General features: G+C 52.2%; 18 protein-coding genes and 1 riboswitch. Of the genes, 14 read left to right on the top strand and 4 right to left on the bottom strand.

What is annotated here, in order from left to right:
- The first annotated feature begins 20 nt into the window (after positions 1 to 20).
- Together BHK98_RS05125 and BHK98_RS05120 are read left to right on the top strand one after the other, a co-directional pair.
- A complete protein-coding gene (locus BHK98_RS05125; protein ID WP_075712495.1) occupies positions 21 to 872 on the top strand; it encodes a DUF5685 family protein in 852 nt (283 codons plus the stop codon).
- On the top strand, positions 862 to 1,506 hold the full coding sequence (locus BHK98_RS05120) for a J domain-containing protein (protein ID WP_143404537.1): 645 nt from the start codon (positions 862 to 864) through the stop codon (positions 1,504 to 1,506). Before BHK98_RS05125 ends, BHK98_RS05120 begins: the two co-directional genes overlap by 11 nt.
- A 76-nt stretch (positions 1,507 to 1,582) precedes the next feature.
- Here the strand turns inward: BHK98_RS05120 and BHK98_RS05115 are convergent, their stop codons facing one another.
- Positions 1,583 to 2,608, bottom strand: a complete 1,026-nt coding sequence (locus BHK98_RS05115) for a 1-aminocyclopropane-1-carboxylate deaminase/D-cysteine desulfhydrase (protein WP_075714977.1) — start codon at positions 2,606 to 2,608, stop codon at positions 1,583 to 1,585.
- Between the two features lie 102 nt (positions 2,609 to 2,710).
- Complete coding sequence (locus tag BHK98_RS05110) at positions 2,711 to 3,919, bottom strand: MFS transporter (RefSeq protein WP_206779521.1); 1,209 nt, start codon at positions 3,917 to 3,919, stop codon at positions 2,711 to 2,713.
- 311 nt (positions 3,920 to 4,230) lie between these two features.
- Here BHK98_RS05110 and BHK98_RS05105 point away from each other — a divergent pair, with 311 nt between their 5' ends.
- The 10 genes from BHK98_RS05105 to BHK98_RS05060 all read left to right on the top strand — a co-directional run bounded on the left by BHK98_RS05105 (position 4,231) and on the right by BHK98_RS05060 (position 17,870).
- Positions 4,231 to 5,790 (top strand): alanine/glycine:cation symporter family protein, encoded by a 1,560-nt coding sequence (locus BHK98_RS05105; RefSeq protein WP_075712493.1) that lies wholly within the window; start codon positions 4,231 to 4,233, stop codon positions 5,788 to 5,790.
- Between the two features lie 14 nt (positions 5,791 to 5,804).
- Positions 5,805 to 6,524 (top strand): aspartate/glutamate racemase family protein, encoded by a 720-nt coding sequence (locus tag BHK98_RS05100; RefSeq protein ID WP_158024462.1) that lies wholly within the window; start codon positions 5,805 to 5,807, stop codon positions 6,522 to 6,524.
- 78 nt (positions 6,525 to 6,602) lie between these two features.
- A complete protein-coding gene (locus BHK98_RS05095) occupies positions 6,603 to 8,663 on the top strand; it encodes a sigma-54 interaction domain-containing protein (RefSeq protein ID WP_075712491.1) in 2,061 nt (686 codons plus the stop codon).
- A gap of 146 nt (positions 8,664 to 8,809) precedes the next feature.
- A complete protein-coding gene (locus BHK98_RS05090) occupies positions 8,810 to 9,673 on the top strand; it encodes a polysaccharide deacetylase family protein (RefSeq protein WP_075712490.1) in 864 nt (287 codons plus the stop codon).
- Entirely contained in the window at positions 9,673 to 10,509 is an 837-nt protein-coding gene (locus BHK98_RS05085; RefSeq protein WP_075712489.1) for a polysaccharide deacetylase family protein, read from the top strand. Before BHK98_RS05090 ends, BHK98_RS05085 begins: the two co-directional genes overlap by 1 nt.
- Positions 10,510 to 10,563: 54 nt before the next feature.
- Positions 10,564 to 11,946, top strand: a complete 1,383-nt coding sequence (argH, locus tag BHK98_RS05080; protein WP_075712488.1) for an argininosuccinate lyase — start codon at positions 10,564 to 10,566, stop codon at positions 11,944 to 11,946.
- A gap of 69 nt (positions 11,947 to 12,015) precedes the next feature.
- Entirely contained in the window at positions 12,016 to 13,179 is a 1,164-nt protein-coding gene (locus tag BHK98_RS05075; RefSeq protein ID WP_075712487.1) for an NAD(P)-dependent malic enzyme, read from the top strand.
- A gap of 147 nt (positions 13,180 to 13,326) precedes the next feature.
- Positions 13,327 to 14,694: a class II fumarate hydratase gene (gene fumC, locus BHK98_RS05070; RefSeq protein ID WP_075712486.1), complete on the top strand. Its 1,368-nt coding sequence runs from the start codon at positions 13,327 to 13,329 to the stop codon at positions 14,692 to 14,694.
- A gap of 41 nt (positions 14,695 to 14,735) precedes the next feature.
- Positions 14,736 to 14,929: riboswitch (cobalamin riboswitch) on the top strand.
- Between the two features lie 91 nt (positions 14,930 to 15,020).
- The gene (locus BHK98_RS05065) at positions 15,021 to 16,790 is read left to right on the top strand and encodes a fibronectin type III domain-containing protein (protein WP_075712485.1); all 1,770 of its coding nucleotides are present in this window, start codon (positions 15,021 to 15,023) and stop codon (positions 16,788 to 16,790) included.
- 21 nt (positions 16,791 to 16,811) lie between these two features.
- Entirely contained in the window at positions 16,812 to 17,870 is a 1,059-nt protein-coding gene (locus BHK98_RS05060; RefSeq protein ID WP_075712484.1) for a fibronectin type III domain-containing protein, read from the top strand.
- 1,009 nt (positions 17,871 to 18,879) lie between these two features.
- Here the strand turns inward: BHK98_RS05060 and BHK98_RS05055 are convergent.
- Positions 18,880 to 19,902, bottom strand: coding sequence for an aldo/keto reductase (locus BHK98_RS05055; RefSeq protein ID WP_075712483.1), 1,023 nt, complete (start codon positions 19,900 to 19,902; stop codon positions 18,880 to 18,882).
- Between the two features lie 153 nt (positions 19,903 to 20,055).
- Between BHK98_RS05055 and BHK98_RS14205 the strand changes: the two genes are divergently transcribed.
- Positions 20,056 to 20,607, top strand: coding sequence for a metal-sensing transcriptional repressor (locus tag BHK98_RS14205; protein ID WP_465250940.1), 552 nt, complete (start codon positions 20,056 to 20,058; stop codon positions 20,605 to 20,607).
- Between the two features lie 28 nt (positions 20,608 to 20,635).
- The gene (locus BHK98_RS05045) at positions 20,636 to 23,236 is read left to right on the top strand and encodes a heavy metal translocating P-type ATPase (protein ID WP_075712482.1); all 2,601 of its coding nucleotides are present in this window, start codon (positions 20,636 to 20,638) and stop codon (positions 23,234 to 23,236) included.
- Positions 23,237 to 23,354: 118 nt separating this feature from the next.
- Here the strand turns inward: BHK98_RS05045 and BHK98_RS05040 are convergent, their stop codons facing one another.
- Positions 23,355 to 24,713 (bottom strand): PFL family protein, encoded by a 1,359-nt coding sequence (locus BHK98_RS05040; RefSeq protein WP_075712481.1) that lies wholly within the window; start codon positions 24,711 to 24,713, stop codon positions 23,355 to 23,357.
- Between the last annotated feature and the right edge of the window lie 5 nt (positions 24,714 to 24,718).

The raw sequence follows: 24,718 nt of genomic DNA, 5'->3' as shown, positions 1-24,718 counted from the left end.
TCAGTAAGGAGAGATTATTCATGCTTGGATATATAGAACCGGACAAACACGATCTGAAACTTCGTGATCTGGAAACATATAACGGTTATTACTGCGGACTGTGTAAGGAGGTCAGTGAATCCTACGGGCAGGTGAGCCGGCTGTGGCTCAGCAATGACATGACCTTCCTCGCCATGTTCCTCGGCGCGCTGACAGCGGGGGAGGATCACATCAAATATGAGCACTGCATCGTGCATCCGTTCCGGAAAAAGCCGGTGGAGGTTCAGGAGCAGTCGGTGAAATACGCGGCGGACATGATGATTATCCTGCGGGCGGAGCAGTATATCGATGATGTGCGCGACGGCGAGCGCTCCAGATACCGGGGGAAGATTGTCCGCATCGCGTCGAAGTACGAGAGAGCCGCGAATATGCATCCGGAGGAGGCGAAAATCATCAATGAGAGCCTGCAGGAGCTTTACTCCTATGAGGTAGAAGGGAAATCCAACGTCCGGAAGATGTCCACCTGCTTCGGACGTGTCATGAAAGCGGTCTTCACCGGCTTTGTGATGCCGGAGGAGCAGATTCGCAGCGTCGGGGAGTTTGCGGAGAACCTCGGCTGCTGGCTGTATCTCATCGACATCATTGACGACTTTGAGGAGGATCGGGACGAGCACCGCTTCAATCCGCTCCTGGATCTGGGAATTACGGACCGCAGAAGGGCCCGCGACATGATCGAGCCGGCGCTGTATTTTTATCTGGACGGACTGGTCAAGGCCTACGATCTCATTCAGTTCCATAAGAACAAAACAATTCTGGACAATATAGTCTACTGCGGCCTGCGCCGCCGCACCGAGAAGGTTCTTGCGGGAGAAGGTGCCGGCGATGATAAATGATCCGTATGAGGTGCTTGGCGTTCGGCGGAACGCTTCGGAGAAGGAAATCAAGCAGGCGTATCGCGAACTGGTGAAGAAATACCACCCGGACAAATATCAGGGCAATCCGCTGGCGGATCTCGCTGAGGAGAAGCTGCAGCAGGTGAATGAGGCGTATGATATGCTCACAAAGGACGGTCCGGCGGCCTCCGGCAGTCCTTATGGCGGAGCATACGGCAGTGCGGCCGGCGGCGCGGCGTACAGCGGCGGAGCACAGTACGGAGGTGCTTACGGAAGCGCCTATGGAGGCGGAAATCCGGAATATGCGCAGATCCGCGCGGCTCTGGCACGAAGAGACAATGCGGCGGCGTATGAGATGCTGATCCATGCGGAGAACCGGGATGCGGAATGGTTCTTCCTCAGCGGAGTTCTCTCCTACAATCAGGGGCAGGTTCGGGACGGCATCGCCAACGTGCAGCAGGCGATAAACATGGATCCGGAAAATCCGGAGTACCGGGACGCACTGCAGCAGATGAGCACTCTGGGCGGAGTGTACCGCCAGCGCTCCGATGCTTACGGTTATAATGAAAACGGGAGCATGGACGCCGGCGCGCTGGCCTGCTGTTCCACACTCCCGTTCTGCCTGTGCTGCTGAGGATGCTCCGGAGCAATCGCATCCCAGTGACTGAAGAGATAGGCGCCCGGAGAAATTTGCTTTCGGAGCACGTGCTTCAGATGATGTGCATGTAGTTCATCAGCTCCACCTCCATCTCGGAGCGGTGGTGCTTCGTATAGATGCCCGGAATGCCGCCGGTATGGATCATGATATAGGAATCCTCTTTCGAAAGCTCGCTGCGTTCGGCGAGTTTTTTTACTGCATTGAATGTCTTGCCGGTGTAGCAGGGGTCGAGAATGATTCCCTCCCTGCGCCCCATGTAATAGATGGCCTTGCGCACATCCTCCACCGGATTGTTATAAGCCCCATAGTCGAAATCAGTGTTGATGTGAAAATCCTCCCGGCGCAGAACCGCTTCCAGACCGTAAGTCTTCCGCAGCCGTTCATAGTAATCCAGTGCGTGACCGGTGATGTCCCGGTACGGCATGATCCCGATGCCGGTAAGCTTCATATTCAGATGCTCGTTCGCGATGGCCGCCGCAAGCCCCATATAGGTGCCCATGCTCCCGACAGTGACGATGATATGGGGATTTGTGATTCCCTGCTCCCGGATCTGCGCATCCAGCTCCAGAGCACAGTCGTAATAACCCAGCGCTCCCAGCTCGTCAGAACCGCCCATGGGGATGAAGTAGACCTTTTCTCCCTTCTCCTCCCATTCCTTTGTGACCCGTGCCACAGCGTCCTGAAGAAGTTGACTGTCCGGTGTTCTGCCGTCCTTGCGGACCAGATACACCTGGCATCCCATGATTCCGTCCAGCAGAAGGTTGGCGGAAATCTCTCCAGGATACGGGTCCACCGCCACGATGGCAGAACGGAATCCGTAGCGTGCGGCGATCGCCGCAGTCAGTCTGCCGTGATTGGTCTGTGCTCCTCCCACGGTCAGGAGCATCGTCGCGCCGTGATCCTGCGCGTCCTTTACAAAATATTCCAGCTTCCGGAGCTTGTTGCCGCCCGTTCCGTAGTTGGTCAGATCGTCCCGCTTCATGTAAAACCGGATCCCCAGCTCCCGCGACACGGTTTTCAGCTGCTCCAGAGGGGTCGGCGTGTTCAGAAAACACACCTTTTCGCGTCCTAATGTCATGTTCATGTACCTCCTGCAAACTTTATTCTCATACGATTCCGGAATATTTACCGATGAAAGATCTGCTTTTCTGCCTTTATTATAGCAACAGAGAATTGTCTGTCAAGAATTCGCAGAATTACGGTGCGAATGATGGGATTTCCGGTAAAGTAAAGCAAGTATTCCGGCGATAACTCCGAATATCACACTGATAGAAATCCATATACCGCTGTAATTTGTGTAAACTAAGGCGTAGCTGAATATCGGCGGACCAATGCACTTTCCCATACCTCTTGAGAACTCGTAAAGACTGATCACTCTTCCGTTATGAGTGTGAGGAGCCATTTCTGCAATAAATACGGTTGATTCTGTATTGATAAAGATTTCACCGATTGTCCAGATTACTGTTGAGACAGTAAAAAGTGGAACAGTGATTGGAAATGCATATATTCCGAAGCCTGCAATATAAATCAGTACTCCGATAACAACATTGAGCAGCGGATCCAGTCTTTTAATAATCAGCATCATTGATGGTGTCAGGATGACGCACAGAATACCATTAGCGGTCCAAAGCAGAGATGAGAGCTTGGAACCTGTGTTCAGACCGAAAGTGTCGCTGAGTTGAATCGGAAGAACATAGCTAAGCTGCATATAACACATAGTAATGGCTATAAGACAGCCTATAAAAATACAGAGCACAGGTCTGTGAAATGTAATTGAAATCAGGCTTTCTTCTTCTTTTGTACTGTGCCTGCAATGCGGAATATAATGATCTTTGATGCGGGTGCACAAAATATAAAGAGCGATCAGATAAAGACCGGCCATTGAATAGAAAATCCATCTCATATGATTATAAAATAAGAGGCCGGCAACAACAGGACCGAAAGAGCATCCGACATTAACAAAGATGTAAAGCAGAGAAAAGCAGTCATTCCTGGTTTCTGGCGTTGATAAGTCAATGACGAATGCGGATGCCGCCGGAACAATCGCACTATTTGCGGTATATGCGATGATCACAAATAACAGTACGATCGGACGGGAGCATGTCGCTCCTGCAGCGAATGTCGCCATAATCACGATAATGGTCAACGTTATACAGATTCTGCGCCGTCCAAACTCATCAGCAAGTTTCCCTCCTGTTAAGGTCCCCGCTGTACTGCATGCTGAAGTGAACAGCATGAGAAAACCAGCCTGTATAGTAGAGAATCCCAGCCTTTGTGTCATAAGTAAAGATAAAAACGGGAATACAAACATAAGCCCCATTTCTTCAATCAGGCGTACGACGCAGAGAAAATAGATTTGCTTAGGAAGTCCTCGATACTGTGAAACCATTTTCATAATCTGAATATAGCGCATAGATTCAAGATAGTCAATATGCAGAGAAAGAACATATTGATGTACAGATTTTATAATGAATTGTTATAACATTATCAACTGCGACATCGACTATGACAACAGACAATAAATTGGAACAATAGGTTAATTATTTACCCATTAATGCCAAAATTGGCGTTAATAAAAAATTGCAAATCGGCGAAACTTTGAATTTTCTGTGAAAAGAAATTTGGCATGTATGTTGCTATGAATAATGATGGTCGCAATGTTATTTGTTATTGATCATATTGTATGTAAGGAGATAATGTATGGATGGAATTTTCAATGCAGTAGATCAGCTTTTTGCCGGAGTAGTTCCGATTAGTAATTTCCTTTGGGACTTTCCGACTAATTATGAATGGTATGCGTCAATTCCGATTTTAGGGCAGTACTCACTTGGCATCTTATTTTTGCTCGGCTGCGGAATTTATTTTACTTTTAAACTGGGATTTGTACAGATTAAAGGATTTAAGACCGGTTTGAAACTGTTATCGCCAAAACGCAAAAAAGGGGAAACGGGAACAACCCCATTGCAGGCTTTTTTGATCAGCATGGGCGGTAGAGTTGGTGCTGGTAATATCGTTGGGGTTACCGGTGCGATTTCGCTGGGCGGTCCGGGAGCCATATTCTGGATGTGGATTTCTGCTTTGTTTGGAATGGCGACAGCATTCAGTGAAGCTACCCTCTCGCAGATCTTTAAAGAGAAAAAAGGAAATGAGTATGTCGGAGGATTTACTTTCTATATTCAGAAGATCTGGAAGAACAAAATCTGGGTTGGCACGGCGATGTGCGTGATGTATCTGATTTACAATCTTCTCAGCATACCGGTTCATACCTTCCATGTTTTTACGGCAGCAAGTTCGATTATGAATGTTTTTGTCGGCAGGACGACGGACGTAAGCGAACCCGCATATTATATAATCGCAGCGGTAATTATCGTTGTGATTGCAGTTATCGCTTTTGGAGGAATCAAAAATGCGGTTTCTTTCGCGGATGGAGCAGTTCCTTTTATGGCACTTCTGTATTTGGCAATTACCTTTGTGCTGATCCTCTTGAATCTCGATAAGGTTCCCGGATTTTTTGCGGCAGTATTTGTGCAGGCGTTTAAACCGCAATCGATTTTTGGCGGGGTGTTCGGTGTGACTCTGGCGAATGGATTGAAGAGAGCTCTGCTGTCAAACGAGGCCGGTATGGGAACTTCCACTCAGGCATCGTCTATCGCAGATCAGAATCACCCTTGTGAGCAGGGATTTGTGCAGGCAATAGGTGTATTCGTTGATACGATAGTGATTTGCTCGCTGACTGGGTTTATTGTGTCTGCGGGAGCAATTTGGGAAGACAAAAATATCAATTGGAGTGAAATCAGTCTTGATAAGATTGGAACTTTCCTTGCATCAATAAGAGCGCTGGTCCCGGGTACAAAATTAGATGGAACTGTTGTTGTTATTGTGGCTTTATGCTTCGGATTGTTTGCATTTACGACGCTGGTTTGTGACCTGACGTATTCGGAAATCGCAGCGAATAAAATTTCTCAGAGCAAAGAATTTATTCGCTTTATCCGTGTGCTGGGCGCATTCATCTTTGTTCCTCTTGGAACACTGACTGTTCTCGCGGGACTTCAGCTGGACAATCTCTGGACTGTCTCTGATTTGATTAATATCGTGTTGGTGTTCATTAATGTACCGACATTGATTATTGGAAGAAAATATGTTATAGCAGCTTATAATGATTATAAGATGTCAAAAGGAAAAAGATTTGTTGCAGCAGACATCGGAGTGGATTCAGATGTCTGGACTGAAGAAGCAGCACTGGAAAAGAAAGCGGAATGACTTTGGAGGACGTTTTGAAAATCAAAGTAATTATGACTGATAAGGCGATGGACCGGGAAACGATGGATCAGCGCGAAAGTATGTTAAGCTGCGCTGTGTCGGAGAAAACTGAGATATCGGTGGATTGTATAAAAGAAGGTCCGGATGAACTGGACTGTAATACTGATGAGGCATTCGCTTCTCCGGAGATGGTACGAAGAAGCATTCAGGCTGAAAAAGAAGGGTATGATGCTATCGTTATCTACTGTTTCAGCGATGTGGCGATAGATGCAATTCGTGAAAATGTCAGTATTCCTGTGGTCGGCCCGGGAGAAACCACTCTCGCTGCAGCAGGACTTGTCTGCAACCGGTATGTTGTGATCACAACAGAAAGTCGTAACATTGCCCGGACTTATCGCAGGTTAAGGAGGTATGCCATTGCCCGAGACAAAATGAGTTCCGTAAGAGCTTTGGATGTGCCGATTGGGGAACTCAGAAAGGATCCTACGGCCATAGAAAAGCGATTAATTCAAGTATGCCGTGAAGCGGTAGAAAAAGAACAGATTGATGGCGTAGTACTGGGCTGCCTCGGAATGGCAAACTATGGGTCTGCTATAGAAAAGAATCTTCCTGTGAAGGTTTTTGACCCGGCGTTTATCGCTGTAGCTTATGCGGAAATGTGTGTTCGTATCGGTTTGACACACCCGAGGGCATCTTATCCGCTGTTCATGAATGAAAGTCATGTGAACCTTTAATTATATTGGAAAGAGCCGCCTTGTATGACGGCTCTTTTGTAGTATAATAGGGGTAATATCACGAAGGGACAAAATATAATGAAAAAGATCGCAGTGGTTGCAACGAAAAAAGAATATGCGGATTTTCTTACAGATAACATTTCCAAGTTTCTCGGTCGATATGCGGAATTCAATTCTTACTCAATTCCGGAAGTGGAGAGACAGGGGGGAATAACCGAAGACTTTGTGTTGATCTCAGCCTTTAATATCTTTCAGCAGGTTCGTAAGCGAATCAGTTCAAATTCGGAGATTATAGTTCTTTCTTTGTCATTAAGTAAAAAGCAGATGGAACGTCTGTCTGAAATACCCAAAGGGACTCGAGCGCTCTTGGTCAATTTTGACAATCGATCATGTATGCATACGATTACATCAATGTACGATGCGGGGTATCGTGATGTAGAATTGATTCCGTATTATGGGGAGGGCGATTATGATCACGATATTCATGTCGCAATTACGCCAAATGAATCACACCTGGTTCCGAAAACGATTGAAACCGTATACAATCTGGGCGAGAGTTCGGTTGACCTGAACAGTTTAATGGCAATTGCGGACAAACTGGGCGTTTCAGAAGAATTTTCAACGCATGAAGCCATAGAAGCGAGAAAAGAATATTATTATATGAATTCCAGTATGGATCGTCTTCTCAACGATACTGCAAGCATGACCAGCAAGCTGGAAGCAATGCTGAAACTGATGAAGGATGGAATTGTCATAACGGATGAATTGGGAAAAATTTATATTTCCAATGCAAAAGCCAGAGAGCTGCTTCAAGGGAGAACGGCTGTGCTGGAAGGGTTCAATATCAATGAAGTTCTTCCTGAAATCGACCTTTCTTCAACATCAGAAACTTTGATTCGGACTTCTGGCGCGAATTTGATTGTTGCTCCTGTGGAAATCATAAATGGCGATGAGACGGCCGGTCATATTGTAACAATAACAGACTTTGATGAACAAGAAGAAAAACAGCACGGAATGAGAGCAAAGTTAAGTGGAGCAGACCATATTGCGCACTATCATTTCGAGGATATCCTTGGTGAAAGTCCTTCGATTCGTAAAACGGTGGAGACTGCAAAACGAATGGCAGCCAGTGACGCCGCGGTAATGATCACCGGTGAGAGCGGAACAGGGAAAGAAATGTTTGCGCAGAGTATACATAATGCTTCTCGACGAAGCCGATATAATTTTGTTGCGGTTAACTGTTCTGCCATTCCGGAGAATCTTCTGGAAAGTGAAATGTTCGGATATGAAGAGGGGTCGTTCACCGGTGCTCGAAAGGGAGGGAAAATAGGCTTTTTTGAATTGGCACACAAAGGGACCATTTTTTTGGATGAAATCGGAGAGATGCCTCTTTCGCTTCAGGCGAAACTTTTGCGTGTGCTAGAAGAAAAGAAAGTTATGAGAGTTGGCTCCAGCAAAAATATTGATATTGATGTGCGCGTTATCTCTGCAACCAATGAGAACCTTGATCGCATGATGGCTGAGGGGAAGTTCAGAGAAGATTTGTATTATCGTCTGAATGTACTTCCGTTACAGCTTCCACCGTTGAGAGAAAGGAAAGAAGACATTCTTCTGATTCTCAAGTCTTATACAAATAAATTAAATCCGGGCATGAAAATAAACACAGCTGCACAAAAGAAATTAATCAGACACGGATGGAGGGGGAACGTGAGAGAACTGCGCAATGTTGCAGAGTATCTTACCAGTCTTGGAAATTTGAATATTACGGAAAAGGAACTTCCGGAGTTCCATGATAATGCGGGGAAACCTTACAGACCTCTGGAAATGAGGAAGCCCACATTTATTGAAAAATTTATTCTCAATGAAGGCAGAGATATTGAGTTGCATGGAATAATTCTTAGGGAACTTAAAACATCGTTCGGTCAAGGTGAGCGCGCAGGACGAAAGAGGCTGACCAACCAAATAAACAGTAATGGTGAGATGTATTCAGAGGGTGAGGTAAGAAAGGCGCTTGCAAGGCTTTCTGCCTATGGCTTTGTGCGCAGCGCGAGAGGTCGCGGCGGAAGCGTAATTACGGGCGAAGGTCGAGAACTTTTAGATGCGATAGAACAGCTGCAGACGGAAGGAATAATGGGTTAATAATTAACCTATTGGATATTGGCGAAGGCGACTTTTCGATATTGCTGTATTGGTAAGTGTTGAAATGTCGTCTTTTTTTTTGGCATGCTCCTTGCGAATATTAATTTATAGATTGCGACTATAAAAAATGATAAAGGAGCATAAACATGGACAACAGCATAAAGTGGCCGGACGGAAAACGGTGCGCGGTCATGTTCACGTTCGACGTGGACGGGGACACGACATGGGAAAACGGTAACAAAGGCCTGCCCAACGGCGACAGGTACCTGCGGTCGCTGAGCGTGGGCCGGTACGGACCGAACCGGTGTGTGGACCGCATTATGGCGAAGCTAGAGGAATACGGCGTGCGCGCGACATTCTTTGTGCCGGGGCTCACAGCGGAAAGATATCCCGATCTGATCCGGCGGATCGACGCGCAGGGACATGAGATCGGACACCACGGATACGCCCACGAGCGATTCGCGGGAAGGAGCACGGAGGAGCAGATTGAGATCATCGAAAAGTCGCAGGACATCTTCAGGAAGCTGATCGGCAAAGAAATCACCGGTTTCCGGACGCCCTCCGGCGACTGGGCGGTCGAGACGCCGAAGCTTCTGTATGAGAGAGGCTTCCGCTATTCCAGCTCAATGCGGGGCGACGACCGGCCGTATCGGACCGTTATCGACGGAGAGCCGACAGACTTCATTGAAATTCCCACCAAATGGGAGCTGGACGACTATGTGGCAATGGCCTATAACATGTATCCGGCAGAACCCTGCGGACAGGACAGGATCTCCTGCTACCGGAACGTAGAGGACAATTTCCTCAGAGAATTCGAGGGACATTACCGTTACGGACTCGCGATTTCCTTCATGGGGCATCCCCAGGTTCTGGGATCACCGGGCCGCATCCGGATTCTGGATCATCTGCTCCGGAACATTACGGCAAGAGACGATGTCTGGGTGGCGACCGGAAGCGAAATCGCTGACTGGTACCGCCGGCAGTATCCGATCGGAAAGGAGGCAGAATGATGGAACTGGAAAGACCGGTATGGCCGCGGGGAAATCGCTGTGCCGCGACAGTCACGTTAAACCTGAATGCGGAGCTGTTCTGGCTGGACCTGGATCCGGACTGTGCGGACAAGCCTAAGACGCTGTCCCTCGGCCAGTATGGAATGAATCGGGGCATCGGCAGAATCCTGGACATTCTGGAGCAGCGGAAGCTGCGCGCGACAGCCTTTGTGCCCGGATGGGCGGCGGAGCATTATGCAGATACCCTGCGAAGCATTGCGGCGCGGGGACATGAGATCGGCATCATGGGCAGCCGCGATGAGAATATGGCTTTGTACACAAAGGAAGAGCAGAAGAGTTCCCTGAAAAAGAGCATAGAAGCGGTCAAAAAGATCTGCGGCGTAACGCCGCGGGGGTTTCGGACTCCTCAGGGAGAGCTGACGCTGGAAACGCTGCAGGCGGCAAAAGAGCTCGGTCTCACGTATTCCAGCAATCTCAGCTGTGACGACCGCCCCTGTGAGATCGATCTCGGCGACGGAGAAACCATGACGGAGATTCCTATTCACTGGGTCAACTATGATCTGCCGTATTTCGCCTTCAATTATCATCCGGCGTTCCCTGCGGGTCAGGGACGCATTGCGAATTACACGGGGGTTCTGGACAACTGGATCGATGAATTCGACGGGGCGGCTGAGTACGGACTTTGCTATGTGCTGCAGCTGGATCCGGCCATGATCGGCGCGCCGGGGAGGACGGGTCTTCTGGAGGAGCTGCTGGATCATATGCAGTCAGAGAAGGACGTCTGGTTCGCGACATGCGGTGAAATCGCGGAGTACAGCAAAAAACAGGATGAATGATATTCCCTTTTGTTGTATAATATAAACGAATTTAATTGCAGGAGGTAAACATATATGGCTCTTTGGGGAGGCAGATTTGAAAAGGACATGGATCAGATCGTGAAGGAGTTCAACGCTTCCATCGGGTTTGACCAGAGAATGTATAATGAAGATATCGACGGGAGCATTGCGCATGTGACCATGTTGGCGGCGCAGGGCATCGTCACGGAAGAGGAGAGCAGACAGATTATAGACGGCCTGGAAAAGATCCGGGAAAAGATCCGCAGCGGTGAAATCGTATTCACTGTGGAGGACGAGGATATTCATATGGGCATCGAAAGCCGCCTGATCGAGGAGATCGGCGAGGTGGGCAAGAAACTGCATACTGCCCGCAGCCGCAACGATCAGTGTCAGGTGGACGGGCGGCTGTACCTGAAGGAGCAGATCCGCACCATTGTGGCAGAACTCATCGAGCTGGAGGAGGTCATCCTGCGCAAGGCGGAGCAGTACGCGGAGGCGATTACCGTTGGATTTACCCATATCCAGCACGCTCAGCCCATCACCGTCGGATTCGTGTTTATGGCGTATTTCCAGATGTTCCGTCGGGATATCGAGCGTCTGACGGATACCTATGAAAGAATGGATCTCTGCCCGCTGGGAGCATGCGCTCTCGCCGGCACCACCTTCCCCACAGACCGTGCCAGAACCGCGGAGCTTCTGGGATTCCGTGCGCCGACGGAGAACGCGATGGATTCCGTTAGCGACAGGGACTACGCGATTGAATTTCTCAGCGACGCGTCGATTTCCATGACGCATATTTCCCGCTGGGCAGAGGAGTTTGCATGGTGGAATACCTCGGAATTCTCCTATATCGCCATCGACGACAGCTTCTGCACCGGCTCCAGCATCATGCCGCAGAAGAAGAATCCGGATATGGCGGAGCTGCTCCGGGGCAAGAGCGGCAGAGTATACGGCGATCTGATGCAGATGCTCACCGTGCTCAAGGGAACGCCTCTCGCCTACAACAAAGATTTCCAGGAGGACAAGGAAGGGCTGTTTGACGCTGTGGACACCTGGAAGGCGTGCATCCGGATATTCGCGAAGATGTTGGACAAAACCGAATTCCGCATGGATCAGATTGAAAAACAGCTGTCAAAAGGCTTCCTGAATGCGACTGATGTCGCGGAGCATCTTGCGATGGAGGGAATTCCGTTCCGGGAGGCGCATAATATCGTTGGTCACATGGTCAAGGCGTGCGAGGAACGCGGCTGTCAGCTGGAAGAACTGGACGAGGAATCTCTGCAGGCCATCGATCCGCGTCTGAGCCGGGAGGCGCTGGGCGACATCAGCATTCCGGCGTGTGTCAGCGCCAGAAAATCCTTCGGCGGGACAGCTCCCGATGAGGTTCGCCGCCAGATTCGTGTCGGGAAGAACTGGCTTGAGACATTGAAGGACTGAAAATAATGGAAACAGAGGGCTGTCGTGAAGGCTGCAGCCCTTTTCTTTTTGGACGAAAGGGAATATACTATGGACTATAATGAAATTGCGCTGAAGAAGCATGCGGAATGGAGAGGGAAACTTTCCGTCGAAAGCAAAGCTCCGATAACAAATCGGGATGAGCTGTCGGTCGCTTATACGCCGGGCGTAGCCGCGCCCTGCCTGGAGATAAGTAAGGACGAATCGCTGGCCTATACCTACACGGGAAAGGGCAATACCGTGGCTGTGATTACAGATGGCAGCGCGGTCCTCGGGCTCGGAGACATCGGACCGTCGGCCGGAATGCCGGTCATGGAGGGAAAGTGCGCGCTGTTCAAGACCTTCGCGAATATCGACGCGGTGCCGATCTGCGTGAACAGTAAGGATCCGGATGTGATTGTGGATACGGTGTTCCACATTTCCAAAAGCTTCGGCGGTATCAACCTGGAGGATATCGGTGCTCCGCGCTGTTTTGAGATTGAGCGCAGGCTTATTGAGAAATGTGATATTCCGGTATTTCATGATGACCAGCACGGTACTGCCATCATCACCGCGGCTGCAATTCTGAACGCGCTGAAGGTCACGGGAAAGAAACCGGGAGAGCTGCGGATCGCTTTCAGCGGCGCCGGGGCGGCGGGAATTTCCATCGCAAAGATGTTTCTGCGGTTCGGCTTCGGCGATATCATTCTCTGCGGCAGCAGGGGGACGATCTATGAGGGAGCGCCGTATAACAATCCGGAGCAGGAGGCCATGGCGAGGGTGACCAACAAAGACAACCTGGCGGGTTCTCTCGCGGACGCGATGAAGGGTGCGGATATCTTTATCGGCGTTTCCAGACCCGGCGTCGTGACGCAGGATATGATCCGATCTATGGCGAAGGATCCCATCGTGTTCCCGATGGCCAATCCGGTCCCGGAGATTATGCCTGAACTGGCCAGAGAAGCCGGTGCGGCGGTTGTGGGAACCGGACGCTCAGATTTCGCGAACCAGGTCAATAATGTCATCGCCTTTCCGGGGATCTTCCGCGGCGCGCTTGACTGCCGGGCGACAAAGATTACCGAGGAGATGAAGGAGGCCGCGGCGAGGGCGATCGCGGCCGTAATTCCTGAGGAGGAACTCAGAGCGGATTACGTGCTCCCGGACGGATTCAACCCCCTTGTGGTGGAGCGCGTGGCAGCAGCGGTAAAAGAGGCCTGGGGAAAATACGGAGCATGATGCGAAAACCGGGCGGCAGGCCGGAGCACGAAGGAATCCGCATAAGGCATACGCAGTGCCGCTCGGAGCATGATATGAAAGCCGAACGAAAGCCTGGAGCACGAAGATGAAGGTCGGAGCACGGAACACAAATGAGGAGGGAGACGAATGGAACGGTACAGAATCGAGCACGATACGATGGGCGAGGTAAAAGTCCCCGCGGACAGATACTGGGGCGCTCAGACGGAGCGAAGCTTTGAGAATTTCAAAATCGGGACGCACCGGATGCCGCCGGAGGTGATCCGCGCATTCGCGGTGCTGAAAAAGGCGGCGGCGCAGGCTAACGAAAAGCTCGGAATGCTTGACGCGGAGCGTGCGGAGTTAATCGGCCGTGTATGCGATGAGATTACAGATGGAAAACTGGAGGGGAATTTTCCGCTGGTGATTTTTCAGACAGGAAGCGGAACGCAGTCGAACATGAATGTAAACGAAGTCATCGCCAATCGCGGAAATGAAATCGCCGGGAAAAAGCTCCTTCATCCCAACGACCATGTCAACAAGTCTCAGAGCTCTAACGACACCTTCCCGACCGCGATGCATATCGCGGCGCTCTGCGCCGCAGAGGACCGTCTGCTTCCCGCAGTGGAGTGCCTGACGCAGACCTTCCGGCGACTGGAAACGGAGTACATGGACATCGTCAAGACGGGGCGGACGCATCTGCAGGACGCCACTCCGCTGACGCTGGGTCAGGAGATCAGCGGGTGGAGGTCTATGCTTGAGCACGACGCCGCCATGCTGCGGGACTCTCTGCGCTATCTGCGGGAGCTTGCGCTGGGCGGCACGGCAGTCGGAACGGGTCTGAACGCCCACAAAGATTTTGGAAAGGAGTCGGCTGCCGCCGTCAGCCGGATCACGGGCAGGGATTTTGTTACCGCAGAAAACAAATTTCACTCTCTGACAAGTAAGGACGGACTGGTCTTTGTTCACGGAGCCGTGAAAGCGCTGGCCGCGGATCTCATGAAAATCGCCAACGACGTCCGGTGGCTGGCATCAGGCCCGCGATGCGGAATCGGCGAACTCACGATTCCGGAGAACGAGCCCGGCAGCTCCATCATGCCCGGAAAGGTCAACCCCACGCAGTGTGAAGCGATGACCATGGTCTGCGTTCAGGTCATGGGTCACGACACGACCATCGGGCTGGCGGCGTCGCAGGGGAACTTTCAGCTGAATGTGTTCATGCCGGTGATGATTTACGATTTCCTGGAGTCGGTGAACCTGCTGGCGGACGCCTGCGACTCCTTCCGCAGAAACTGTGCGGAGGGGATTCGCCCGAACAGGGAGCGAATAGATGAAAATCTGCGGAAATCGCTGATGTTGGTCACCGCGCTGAACCCGCATATCGGATATGAAAACGCGGCGAAGATCGCCAAACTGGCGCATAAGGAAGGAACGACGCTGAAGGAAGCGGCCCTCAAGCTGGGGCTGGTGTCTGAGGAGGATTTCGACGCCTGGGTTGACCCGTCGAAGATGGTGTGACATGAAAGTATTTGACTTTTTCTGTGAAGACGGGTACGATAATGGAAGAAGTCAGTTCATGTTCGCCGCGCGGAACGCGGCGCTGAGAGGGAAGCAGGTGAGAAACCTGCGCGGTACCGCCACTGTAAGTGGGAGTCCGGCCCCCGCCCGCACGGGCAGTCACTGGTATTTCCGGGAAGACGGGGTCAGGATGAAGAACACGAGCCAGGAAACCTGCATGAAAGGAATTCTGCGGGAGCGGTATACTCCGACGCAGAATGCACAGCAGTGAAAACGGGCTGCGGCGAAAGCCGCGGTCTTTTGTTTTCTCAGTGAGGAGTGAGTAAATGAAGAAAAAAATATCAATCGGTCTTCTGACCTTTGTCATAGCAGTCGCGATGCTGATGCCGGCCAGTGCGTTTGCGGCGGTTACAACGGCTGAGACGCCGGTCGGAACCTGGAACACCCATCTGAAATGGCGCTTCATTACATCCGGTAAGCCGATGGATTTCACTAACGCGCCGACGCCGCCGGCAGTGGACGGAAATTATGTATACTTCGTCGCGGGAAAGAAGCTGTACAAGCTGGACAAAGACACCGGCAAGGTGCTGGCCGTAAGCACGCTGCCCGGTACGGCGGGCTTTGGTACATCGCCGGTCGCCATCGACAGCAGCCACAACATATATGTCTTTGTGAACGGTTCCTGCGTGGTGAAGTACAGCAGCGACCTTGAGAAGCTCGCAGAGAGCAAGAAATTTGAAGGACAGAACGAGGGACCGCTGAAGATCATCGGAGACCGGATCTACGGCGGAACCTGGAACGACAGTACCGAGGGCGGAACGTACTTCGCACTGAAGCTTTCAGACCTTTCCCTCGCCTGGGAGCAGGGACAGTATGACAAAGAAGGGTACTACTGGGACGGAGCCTGCGAGGTGGGCGATTCTGTGGTCTTCGGAAGCGATGGCGGGAACCTCTACATCGCGTCGAAGACAGGAACAACTGTCACCAGGGTCCTGAATGCCGGAGAGGGCATGACCATCCGTTCCACCCCGGCGTCTGACGGCAGCAGTGTCTATGTTGCCTCCAAGACTGCCACATCCATGTCTTGGGACAGCACAGGGGTCGGCTATCTGACAAAGTATAAGGTTTCAGGAACGAGTCTGACAGAAACCGGAAAGGTCAAAATAGCTCCCTCCGTCAATACGCCGCTTATCAGCGGTGATAACCTCTACATAGGCAGCAACGGCGGGAACATCTACGCGATTGACAAGGATAAGATGGAGATTGTGAAAACAGTGAAGGCTCCCGCAAACGTACAGGGTGAAATGCTGATCTCCACAGGAAACAGCGGAAAGATCTGCATCTACTCCACCTACAACCGGCCGCCGGGCGGAATCTATTACATAGAACTGACTGACGACCTGAGTGTCTCGGCTCAGGGCGAGACCTTTATACCGCCCCTGCAGCAGTATTGCATTTCGCCGGTTGTGAGCGACGCGGACGGGAATTTGTACTACAAAAATGACGCCGGCGACATCATGGCCATCGGCAGCGGCAAGAGCACTTCGGCAGTGACCGGTCTGAAATCCGCGCCGAAGACGACCGAGTCGGTCACGCTGTCCTGGTCGCCGCGGGAGAATGTCAAATCCTATGTCATTTACCAGAGCACAGACAAAAAAACTTACAGGAAGGTGAAGACCGCAAAGAACAGCGCCACATCGGCGGCCGTCGGAAGTCTGAAAACAGGGAAAACCTATTACTTCCGGATTCGCGCGGAGCTGATGGACGGTTCGGTGACGGGCAATTCGTCGACACTCAAGGTGAAGGTCGTGCCGCCGGCGCCGGGTTCATTGAAAGCCAGAGCGGGAAGCAGGAAGATTACCGTGAGCTGGAAAAAGGTGTCTAAAGCCGGCGGTTATCAGGTCGTTCGCGCCACCGGTAAAACCGGAAAGTATAAAACCGTTGCGACCCTGAAGAAATCATCTTCCGTGAAATACACCAACCAGAAGCTTAAGAAAGGAAAGACATATTATTACAAGGTTCGCGCATACCGCACAGTCAGCGGTAAGAAGATATACGGAGCATATTCCGGTATCGTATACAAGAAGGTAAAGTAGTTATCAAGAGGAGGACAAGTTATGAAGAAGTTTTCCAGAGCGCTGATCGCGGTGCTCGCCCTGACAATGGTAATGGCGTTTATGCCGGGAATGGCGTTCGCGGAGGGTACGGCGTCGCAGAAGGCGACGGTTACGTTCAGCGCCGGCATTCCGAATCAGTATGATATGGTAAATGAGAAGGTTACGGCCACCGGCGATCTGGCGGAGAAGTATTTCCCGGAATTGAAAACCGTGGAGGCGGACGGTGTGTCCTACGCTGACGTCCTTGTCGCGGCGACCATTCAGAAATACGGAGAAGACAAGGTGACGGAGTATCTCGGGCTCTCCAGAACCGACTACGGTTCGCTGGTCACAAAGCAGTTCGGGCATGATATCGTCGGATACTATTTTACAAACGGCAAATATAATGCGAAGGGCGTTTCTGAAATCGCGGTGAAGAGCGGAGACAAGCTTTTTGCGGGAGCCTACAGCGACAAAAACTACTCGGACCAGTACAGTTATCTGACAAAGACCGCGTACACCGCGACGGCAGGCGAGAAAATCACGGCAAAGGTCTCAGTGTATGACGCCGGAAGCGGCAGCACCATCAGGCCGGCTGCCGCGACGCTGAATACAGTCGATAAGAGTACCGGAAAACTGACCGCCGTCAAGACATACTACAAGAACGGTGCAGCGACGTTTACTCTGACAAAGCCGGGTACCTATACAATTGCGCCGACAGGAACCGTCAATATTAAGAGCTGGACCGGCGCAGATATTACAGGCAAAATCTTCGGCGAGGCGTCGACTGTCACTGTCAGGGCTCCGAAAATCGCGACTGCAAAGATTACCGGGCTTAAGGCAGGAACAAAGAAAGCCACCGTTTCCGTGAAAAAGATTAAAGGCGCGAAATATCAGATCAAATATAAGAAGAAGGGCTCAAGTAAGTGGTCCAAGGTCAACACCAAGCTGACAAAAAAGACCATTAAGAACCTGAAGAAAGGAAAGAAGTATTCCGTCAAAGTCCGCGCATACAAGACAGTCGGCGGCAAAAACTATTTCGGCAAATTCTCCGCAACCAAAACCGTAAAGGTTAAATAACTGCGATGATGACGAGCCCGGCGAGGGAATGCGAACCTTGCGAGAGCAGCCCTTTCTGTCTCTATAATTGTCGCAATCTTCGCGATCTCTGCGACGATGATAACGAGCCCGGCGAAGGAATGCGGACGAGCACGACGAAGGAATGTAGCCGAGTCCGCGAGGAAATGTAGCCGAACCCGGCGAAGTTGACAGAATTTAATCGGATTTGCTGCACAGGTGGGCAACAAGACCGGAGAAAGCGCAGATTAACATGCGGAACTGGGCAGGGCCGAAATTAAACATCGGAATATGCATAAACAGGAGGCTGCGGCATCTGGCAAAACAAAATGCTGATGCACAGCCTCTTTTTCCGGCTGTCTTTTTCAATTGTTTTCGGATTATTTTTGAATTATTTTCGGATTAGCCTGGAGACTGTCGGCCAAGAACGGCTGATGCCGGAGTTAAAGTCAGGTACAGGTTAGATGATGGTCAGAGTTGCCACATTTTTGGTTTTTTTCGAGAAATGTGGCAGATTTCATAGCATTTTTACTATGTATGACATATATTTTAAAATTGGAGTATCGAAAATTAGTCATTCGTACCGTGGTTTAACGAAAATATGACGCAAAATTTATACTATGAATATATTTCTCCGAGCAAAATGGTAAAATATGTAAAATATTGACGCGGAGTCTGCCACATTTTTGGATTTTTTTGCTTTTTGTGGCAGATTTTCAGATCAAGGGCTATTTAGGGGGCTTTGAAATCGGCTAATTACGATGCGTTGCGATGCAATACCTGCTGCTGGCAATAGATATGAAACAATATCGACCTTTGCGAGGCCTCTCGAGGCTGCCCGCCTGCGTGCGATCCTCGTCGGAGATCTTCGTGCGCCGCGATTTCAGTTTGTGGGGCTGCCCGCCTTGCTCGCCTGGCTGCCGGGCTTTGCGAGGCCTCCCGGGGCTGTCCGCCTGTTTGCAGGGGTCCGAGGCCTCGCTGCGTCGTTGTAGCAAAGTAAGCGCTGCTGCAGCTACAAAGCTTTTCCGGCCAGAACCTCTTCGTAGTCCAGGAGATTTTTCTCCAGCAGCGCCGGTGTGTCCAGACCGTAGGGGCATTTTTGCCGGCAACTGTCGCAGTGCAGGCATCCTTTTATTTTCTGCATCTCAGCCTGGTATTCTTTGTTCATATAAATCTCGACGGGCGCACGGCGAATCATCAGTGACATTCGTGCGCAGTCGTTGATTTTAATGCCTGCGGGACATGGCATGCAATAGCCGCATCCGCGGCAGAAATCACCGGAGAGCTGGGCGCGTTCGGAAGCGACGAAAGCTCGCATTTCCTCGTCATACGCAGGTGGATTTTTTCCGCACTCCAGAAATTCATCAAGCTCGGACATTTTCTGGATTCCCCAGATAGGCAGCACGTAATCATATTGATCGCAGAACGCATAAGCAACGTCGGCGCGGTTGATCAGACCGCCGCTAAGGGCTTTCATTGCGATGAATCCCATTCCGTTCTGCGCACATTTTTCAGCCAGTGCAAGATCCTGAGGGGCCGCCAGGTAGGAAAACGGGAACTGCAGTGTTTCATAAAGTCCGGAGTCAATGGCTTCCTCGGCTACCGGAAGACGATGATTGGTGATGCCGATATGTAGTATTTTTCCCTGCTTCTTCGCATCCAGCATAACCTCATAAAGTCCGGTACCGTCGCCGGGTCTGGGACAGAAGTCCGGGTTATGGAACTGGTAAATATCGATGTAGTCGGTGCGCAGATCAGTCAGCGACTGATTAAGCTGGGTCCAGAATTCTTCGGTGGTTCTGCACATTGTCTTTGTGGCTATAGTGACTTCGTGACGACGGCCTGCGAGTGCGCGTCCCAGCTTTTGCTCACTGTCTGTGTAAAAACGGGCGGTGTCGAAATATGTAATGCCGCCTTCGATGGCTTTGAGAATGATGCGCTCGGCATCTTCAAAGGAAATGCGCTGGATGGGCAGCGCGCCGAATCCGTTTTTGTCGGAAGTGATTCCTGTTTTTCCAAGACTGATTTTTTTCATGAGTGATGCCTCCTTGCGGCCATTATGCCACAGAGTGAGCTGATTCGCAATAACCGCAGAAAATTATTGATGCAGAACGCAGAGAATCTGATGTTTGACAAATACCCCTAGTGGGTATATAATAGCTGTGCCTGGAAGATACCCCAATGGGGTATGTGGCGACAACAAAAGAAAAACGGTGCGGCATGTGCCGCGGCGGGCGAAGCACAGTCTGCGGAGTGCCGACGGAAGAAGGGAAGGGAAATCATGGAGAACTGTACTATATCAGAAATAAAAACACCGGAAACGGAGGTTTCGTCGTCAACAGTGACCGCGGCCTCGCCAAAGTCGGGACCTTCGTCCGCGGTCACGCCGTCAGCCGAGCCAACGTCTGCCCCGACGTCGCCGGAAACGGCGGCCGGCTCGGCGCCGGACTGCTGCTGTCAGCATCGGACCAAGGAGCGGACTCCGGAGGAATATAAGGACCTGATCAACCGGCTGAGCCGCATTGAAGGCCAGATTCGCGGGCTGAAACGTATGGTGGAGGAAGGCGCTTACTGCCCTGACATCCTGACCCAGAGCGCGGCTGCCGGCTCGGCGCTGAACAGCTTCAACCGGGTACTGATGGCGAATCACATCCGCACCTGTGTGGCTGACGATATCCGGGAGGGAAATGACGAGACAATTGACGAGCTTCTGAAGACACTTCAGAAACTGATGAAATAATGAGATAAAACGCGAGGGAGGCGAGATTTTGAAACAGTATATTGTTACGGGAATGAGCTGCGCGGCCTGTCAGAGCCGGGTGGAGAAGGCGGTGAACAGAGTGTCGGGGGTGACCGGGTGCTCGGTCAGTCTGCTGACTAATTCCATGGGAGTTGAAGGTACCGCATCGGATGCGGAAATCATCAAAGCAGTGCAGGACGCGGGATATGGCGCTTCGCCGAAGAAACGCACAGGTACGGGAGACGCTTCGTCGCAGAGTATGGCGCAAAAAGCTGCCGGAGGCGCTCCGGTCTCATCAGCATCTGCGGCCGGAACCGGTTATGACCGTTACGCGGCGGAGGAGGAGGCTCTTGCGGATCACGAAACGCCGGTCCTGAAGCGCCGACTGATCGCGTCCGTGGGATTTCTGCTGGTGCTGATGTATTTCTCCATGGGACATATGATGTGGAGCTGGCCGGTGCCGGCGTTCTTTCAGGGAAATCATGTGGCCATGGGACTTCTGGAGATGATCCTGGCGGCCGTCGTTATGATGATCAACAAAAAATTCTTTGTCAGCGGCTTCAAAAGCCTGGTGCACGGCGCACCGAACATGGACACTCTCGTGGCGATGGGGTCGGCGGTTTCCTTCGGATGGAGCGTATTCGTTCTGTTCCGCATGACCGGAGATCAGGCGGCTGGAGACAGCGCGGCAGTGACGGCGGATATGCATGACTTCTATTTCGAAGCGGCCGCGATGATTGTAACGCTGATCACAATCGGAAAGATGCTGGAGGCGATGTCGAAGGGAAGAACGACTGACGCGCTGAAAGGCCTGATGAAGCTTGCGCCGAAAACCGCAACGGTTCTGAGGGACGGTGCGGAGACGGAGGTTGCCGTTGACTCAGTTCGTGCGGGAGATCAGTTCGTGGTCCGGCCGGGGGAGAATATTCCGGTGGACGGAGTGATCCTGGAGGGTGAGACCGCGGTTGACGAATCAGCGCTGACCGGAGAGAGCATTCCGGTGGACAAAGGAAAAGGCGATATGGTTTCTGCAGCGACGGTGAATCAGGGCGGATTCATCCGGGCCGAAGCGACCCGCGTAGGCGAGGATACGACCCTGGCGCAGATTATTCAGATGGTCAGCGATGCTGCGGCGACAAAGGCTCCGATTGCCAAGATCGCAGATAAGGTTTCGGGAATTTTTGTACCCGCTGTCATCGGAATTGCAATCGTTACGATGATTATCTGGCTCCTCGTCGGGCAGGATCCGGGATATGCGCTGGCCCGCGGAATTGCGGTTCTGGTGATCAGCTGTCCCTGCGCACTGGGGCTCGCGACGCCGGTCGCCATCATGGTCGGAAACGGCCTGGGCGCGAAGAACGGGATTTTGTTCAAAACTGCAGAGTCGCTGGAGGAAACCGGACGCACGCAGATCGTCGCGCTGGATAAGACCGGAACGATTACCAGAGGCGAGCCGCAGGTGACGGATATGGTTCCTGCAGAAGGTTTTACAGAAACTGAACTGCTGTCCCTGGCCGCGGCGCTGGAAGGAAAGAGTGAGCATCCGCTGGCGCGGGCAGTGCTGGCCCGGGCAGAATCGCAGGGAATCGTACCCGCCGGTGTCACGGCTTTTCAGGCCGTCAGCGGTCACGGGCTGCAGGGTATGCAGAGCGGCCGGTCCCTGACCGGGGGGAACCTTGATTTTGTACAAAGGAAATGCCCGGTGCCTCAGGCGATCCTCGGCAGAGCAGAGAAACTGGCAGAGGAAGGAAAAACCTGTCTGTATTTCGCAGAGGACGACCGGTTTGCCGGAATGATTGCGGTGGCGGATACCATCAAGGAGGACAGTCCGGAGGCGATCCGGCAGCTCAGAAATATGGGCATCCATGTGGTCATGCTGACGGGAGACAACGAGCGCACCGCCCGGGCGATAGGAAAGCAGGCCGGCGTGGACGAGGTGATCGCAGGCGTTCTGCCGACCGGCAAGGAGGCTGTGATCCGCAGACTGAAAAAGCAGGGCAAGGTAGCCATGGTCGGAGACGGAATCAACGATGCGCCTGCTCTGACGCGGGCAGATACCGGCGTCGCCATCGGTGCGGGAACAGATGTCGCCATCGACGCAGCGGATGTGGTGCTGATGAACAGCAGACTCAGCGATGTTCCGGCAGCGCTGCGGCTGAGCCGTCAGACGGTGAAGAATATTCATGAGAATCTGTTCTGGGCGTTTTTCTATAACGCTGTTCTGATTCCGGTGGCTGCAGGCGCCTATGTCCACCTGACGGGATGGTCCATGAATCCCATGCTGGGAGCCGCGGCCATGAGCCTGTCCAGCTTCTGCGTGTGTATGAATGCGCTGCGCCTGAATCTTTTCAGACTGCATGACGCTTCAAAGGATAAAAAGATAAAGCAAAAGAAAAATGTAAATCAGGAGGTTACGGAAATGGAAAAGACGATGAATATCGAAGGAATGATGTGCGGACACTGCGAAGCGACCGTGAAGAAGGCGCTGGAAGAGGTGCAGGGCGTAGAGAGCGCTGAAGTGAGCCACGAGGCGAACAAAGCAGTGGTCACGCTGAATGAACCTGTGTCGGACGATGTGCTGAAGCAGGCGGTAGAGGCGAAGGATTACAAGGTCCTGTCGATTCAGTAAACTGAAAACGCCTGAAGTCTGAAACAAAGCTGCTGAAATGCTAAAACGCTGAAATGTTAAATAGCCCTGCGGACAGTTGTGTGACGCTGCTGCCTGCAGGGCGATTTGGTATGTGCTGTCAGTTCTTCAGACTCTGCATCGGCGCGGGGATTCTTCCGCCGCGGCGGATCATAACGGAGGGAGACTGGCTCCGGACCTTCATGACCGGACCGCTGCCCAGGAGCCCGCCGAAGTCCAGCTCTTCGCCTTCGGCCAGTCCGATCGCCGGAATCACACGGACGGCGGTGGTTTTGGAGTTGACCATGCCGATGGCGGCTTCGTCGGCGATGATTGCGGAGATCACATCCGCCGGCGTGTCGCCCGGAATGACGATCATGTCCAGCCCGACGGAGCAGACAGCTGTCATGGCCTCCAGCTTTTCAATGGAAAGGGTGCCGGCGCGGGCGGCAGCAATCATCCCCGCATCTTCAGTGACCGGGATGAAGGCGCCTGAAAGTCCGCCGACACTGGAGGAAGCCATCAGGCCGCCCTTCTTTACCGCATCGTTGAGCATGGCCAGCGCCGCCGTCGTCCCGTGAGCGCCGCACTGTTCCAGACCGATTTCCTCCAGAATATGGGCGACCGAGTCGCCGACCGCCGGAGTGGGGGCCAGTGACAGATCGATGATGCCGAACCGAACGCCCAGCATCTCCGCGGCCTCCGTCCCTACCAGCTGACCGACCCGCGTGATCTTGAAGGCAGTGCGCTTGATGGTTTCCGCCACCTCGTTCAGGGGAGCGTCCTTAGGCATTTTCGACAGTACGGAGCGGACCACGCCTGGACCCGACACGCCGACGCTGACAACTGTGTCGGCCTCCGTGATTCCGTGGAAGGCCCCTGCCATAAAGGGATTGTCCTCCACGGCGTTACAGAATACAACCAGCTTGGCGTCGCCGATGCACTGACGGTCCTTTGTGAGCTCTGCGGCCTCACGGATCTTTTCTCCCATCAGGCTTACCGCGTCCATATTGATCCCCGCCTTGGTGGAACCGATGTTGACGGAGGAACAGACAAGCTCCGTTTCCGCAAGCGCCTGCGGGATGGAATCGATCAGTTCCCGGTCGCCGGCGCTGAATCCCTTCTGCACCAGCGCGGAATAGCCGCCCAGAAAATCCACGCCCACATCGTGCGCAACCCGGTCCAGCGTCCGGGCGTATTTTACGGGATCGCCGCCGCTGACTCCGGTCAGAATCGAAACGGGAGTGACAGAGATACGCTTGTTCACTATAGGAATACCGTATTTCTTCTCGATGACTTCACCGGTTCGTACCAGATCCTTCGCGTGAGAATAGATTTTCCGGTAGATTTTTTCACAGGACCGGTCGATGTCCGCGTCGGCGCAGTCGATCAGGGAAATCCCCATAGTAATGGTCCGGATGTCCAGATTTTCCTCCCGGATCATGGTGATGGTTTCCATGATGTCGCTCATATTCAGCATACTGT

The sequence above is a fragment of the Hornefia porci genome, assembly GCF_001940235.1.
GTDB classification, from domain to species: domain Bacteria; phylum Bacillota; class Clostridia; order Peptostreptococcales; family Anaerovoracaceae; genus Aminicella; species Aminicella porci.
This window is presented reverse-complemented; position numbering and strand designations above follow the sequence as displayed.

What these genes read in the sequence shown, in the direction of transcription:
- BHK98_RS05110 (WP_206779521.1), bottom strand. Translation starts at nt 3,919, where the DNA reads ATGGTTTCACAGTATCGAGGACTTCCTAAGCAAATCTATTTTCTCTGC.
- argH (WP_075712488.1), top strand. Translation starts at nt 10,564, where the DNA reads ATGGCTCTTTGGGGAGGCAGATTTGAAAAGGACATGGATCAGATCGTG.
- BHK98_RS05115 (WP_075714977.1), bottom strand. Translation starts at nt 2,608, where the DNA reads ATGACATTAGGACGCGAAAAGGTGTGTTTTCTGAACACGCCGACCCCT.
- BHK98_RS05055 (WP_075712483.1), bottom strand. Translation starts at nt 19,902, where the DNA reads ATGAAAAAAATCAGTCTTGGAAAAACAGGAATCACTTCCGACAAAAAC.
- BHK98_RS05085 (WP_075712489.1), top strand. Translation starts at nt 9,673, where the DNA reads ATGGAACTGGAAAGACCGGTATGGCCGCGGGGAAATCGCTGTGCCGCG.
- BHK98_RS05090 (WP_075712490.1), top strand. Translation starts at nt 8,810, where the DNA reads ATGGACAACAGCATAAAGTGGCCGGACGGAAAACGGTGCGCGGTCATG.
- BHK98_RS05125 (WP_075712495.1), top strand. Translation starts at nt 21, where the DNA reads ATGCTTGGATATATAGAACCGGACAAACACGATCTGAAACTTCGTGAT.
- BHK98_RS05060 (WP_075712484.1), top strand. Translation starts at nt 16,812, where the DNA reads ATGAAGAAGTTTTCCAGAGCGCTGATCGCGGTGCTCGCCCTGACAATG.
- BHK98_RS05095 (WP_075712491.1), top strand. Translation starts at nt 6,603, where the DNA reads ATGAAAAAGATCGCAGTGGTTGCAACGAAAAAAGAATATGCGGATTTT.
- BHK98_RS05040 (WP_075712481.1), bottom strand. Translation starts at nt 24,713, where the DNA reads ATGCTGAATATGAGCGACATCATGGAAACCATCACCATGATCCGGGAG.
- fumC (WP_075712486.1), top strand. Translation starts at nt 13,327, where the DNA reads ATGGAACGGTACAGAATCGAGCACGATACGATGGGCGAGGTAAAAGTC.
- BHK98_RS05120 (WP_143404537.1), top strand. Translation starts at nt 862, where the DNA reads ATGATAAATGATCCGTATGAGGTGCTTGGCGTTCGGCGGAACGCTTCG.
- BHK98_RS14205 (WP_465250940.1), top strand. Translation starts at nt 20,056, where the DNA reads ATGTGGCGACAACAAAAGAAAAACGGTGCGGCATGTGCCGCGGCGGGC.
- BHK98_RS05105 (WP_075712493.1), top strand. Translation starts at nt 4,231, where the DNA reads ATGGATGGAATTTTCAATGCAGTAGATCAGCTTTTTGCCGGAGTAGTT.
- BHK98_RS05075 (WP_075712487.1), top strand. Translation starts at nt 12,016, where the DNA reads ATGGACTATAATGAAATTGCGCTGAAGAAGCATGCGGAATGGAGAGGG.
- BHK98_RS05065 (WP_075712485.1), top strand. Translation starts at nt 15,021, where the DNA reads ATGAAGAAAAAAATATCAATCGGTCTTCTGACCTTTGTCATAGCAGTC.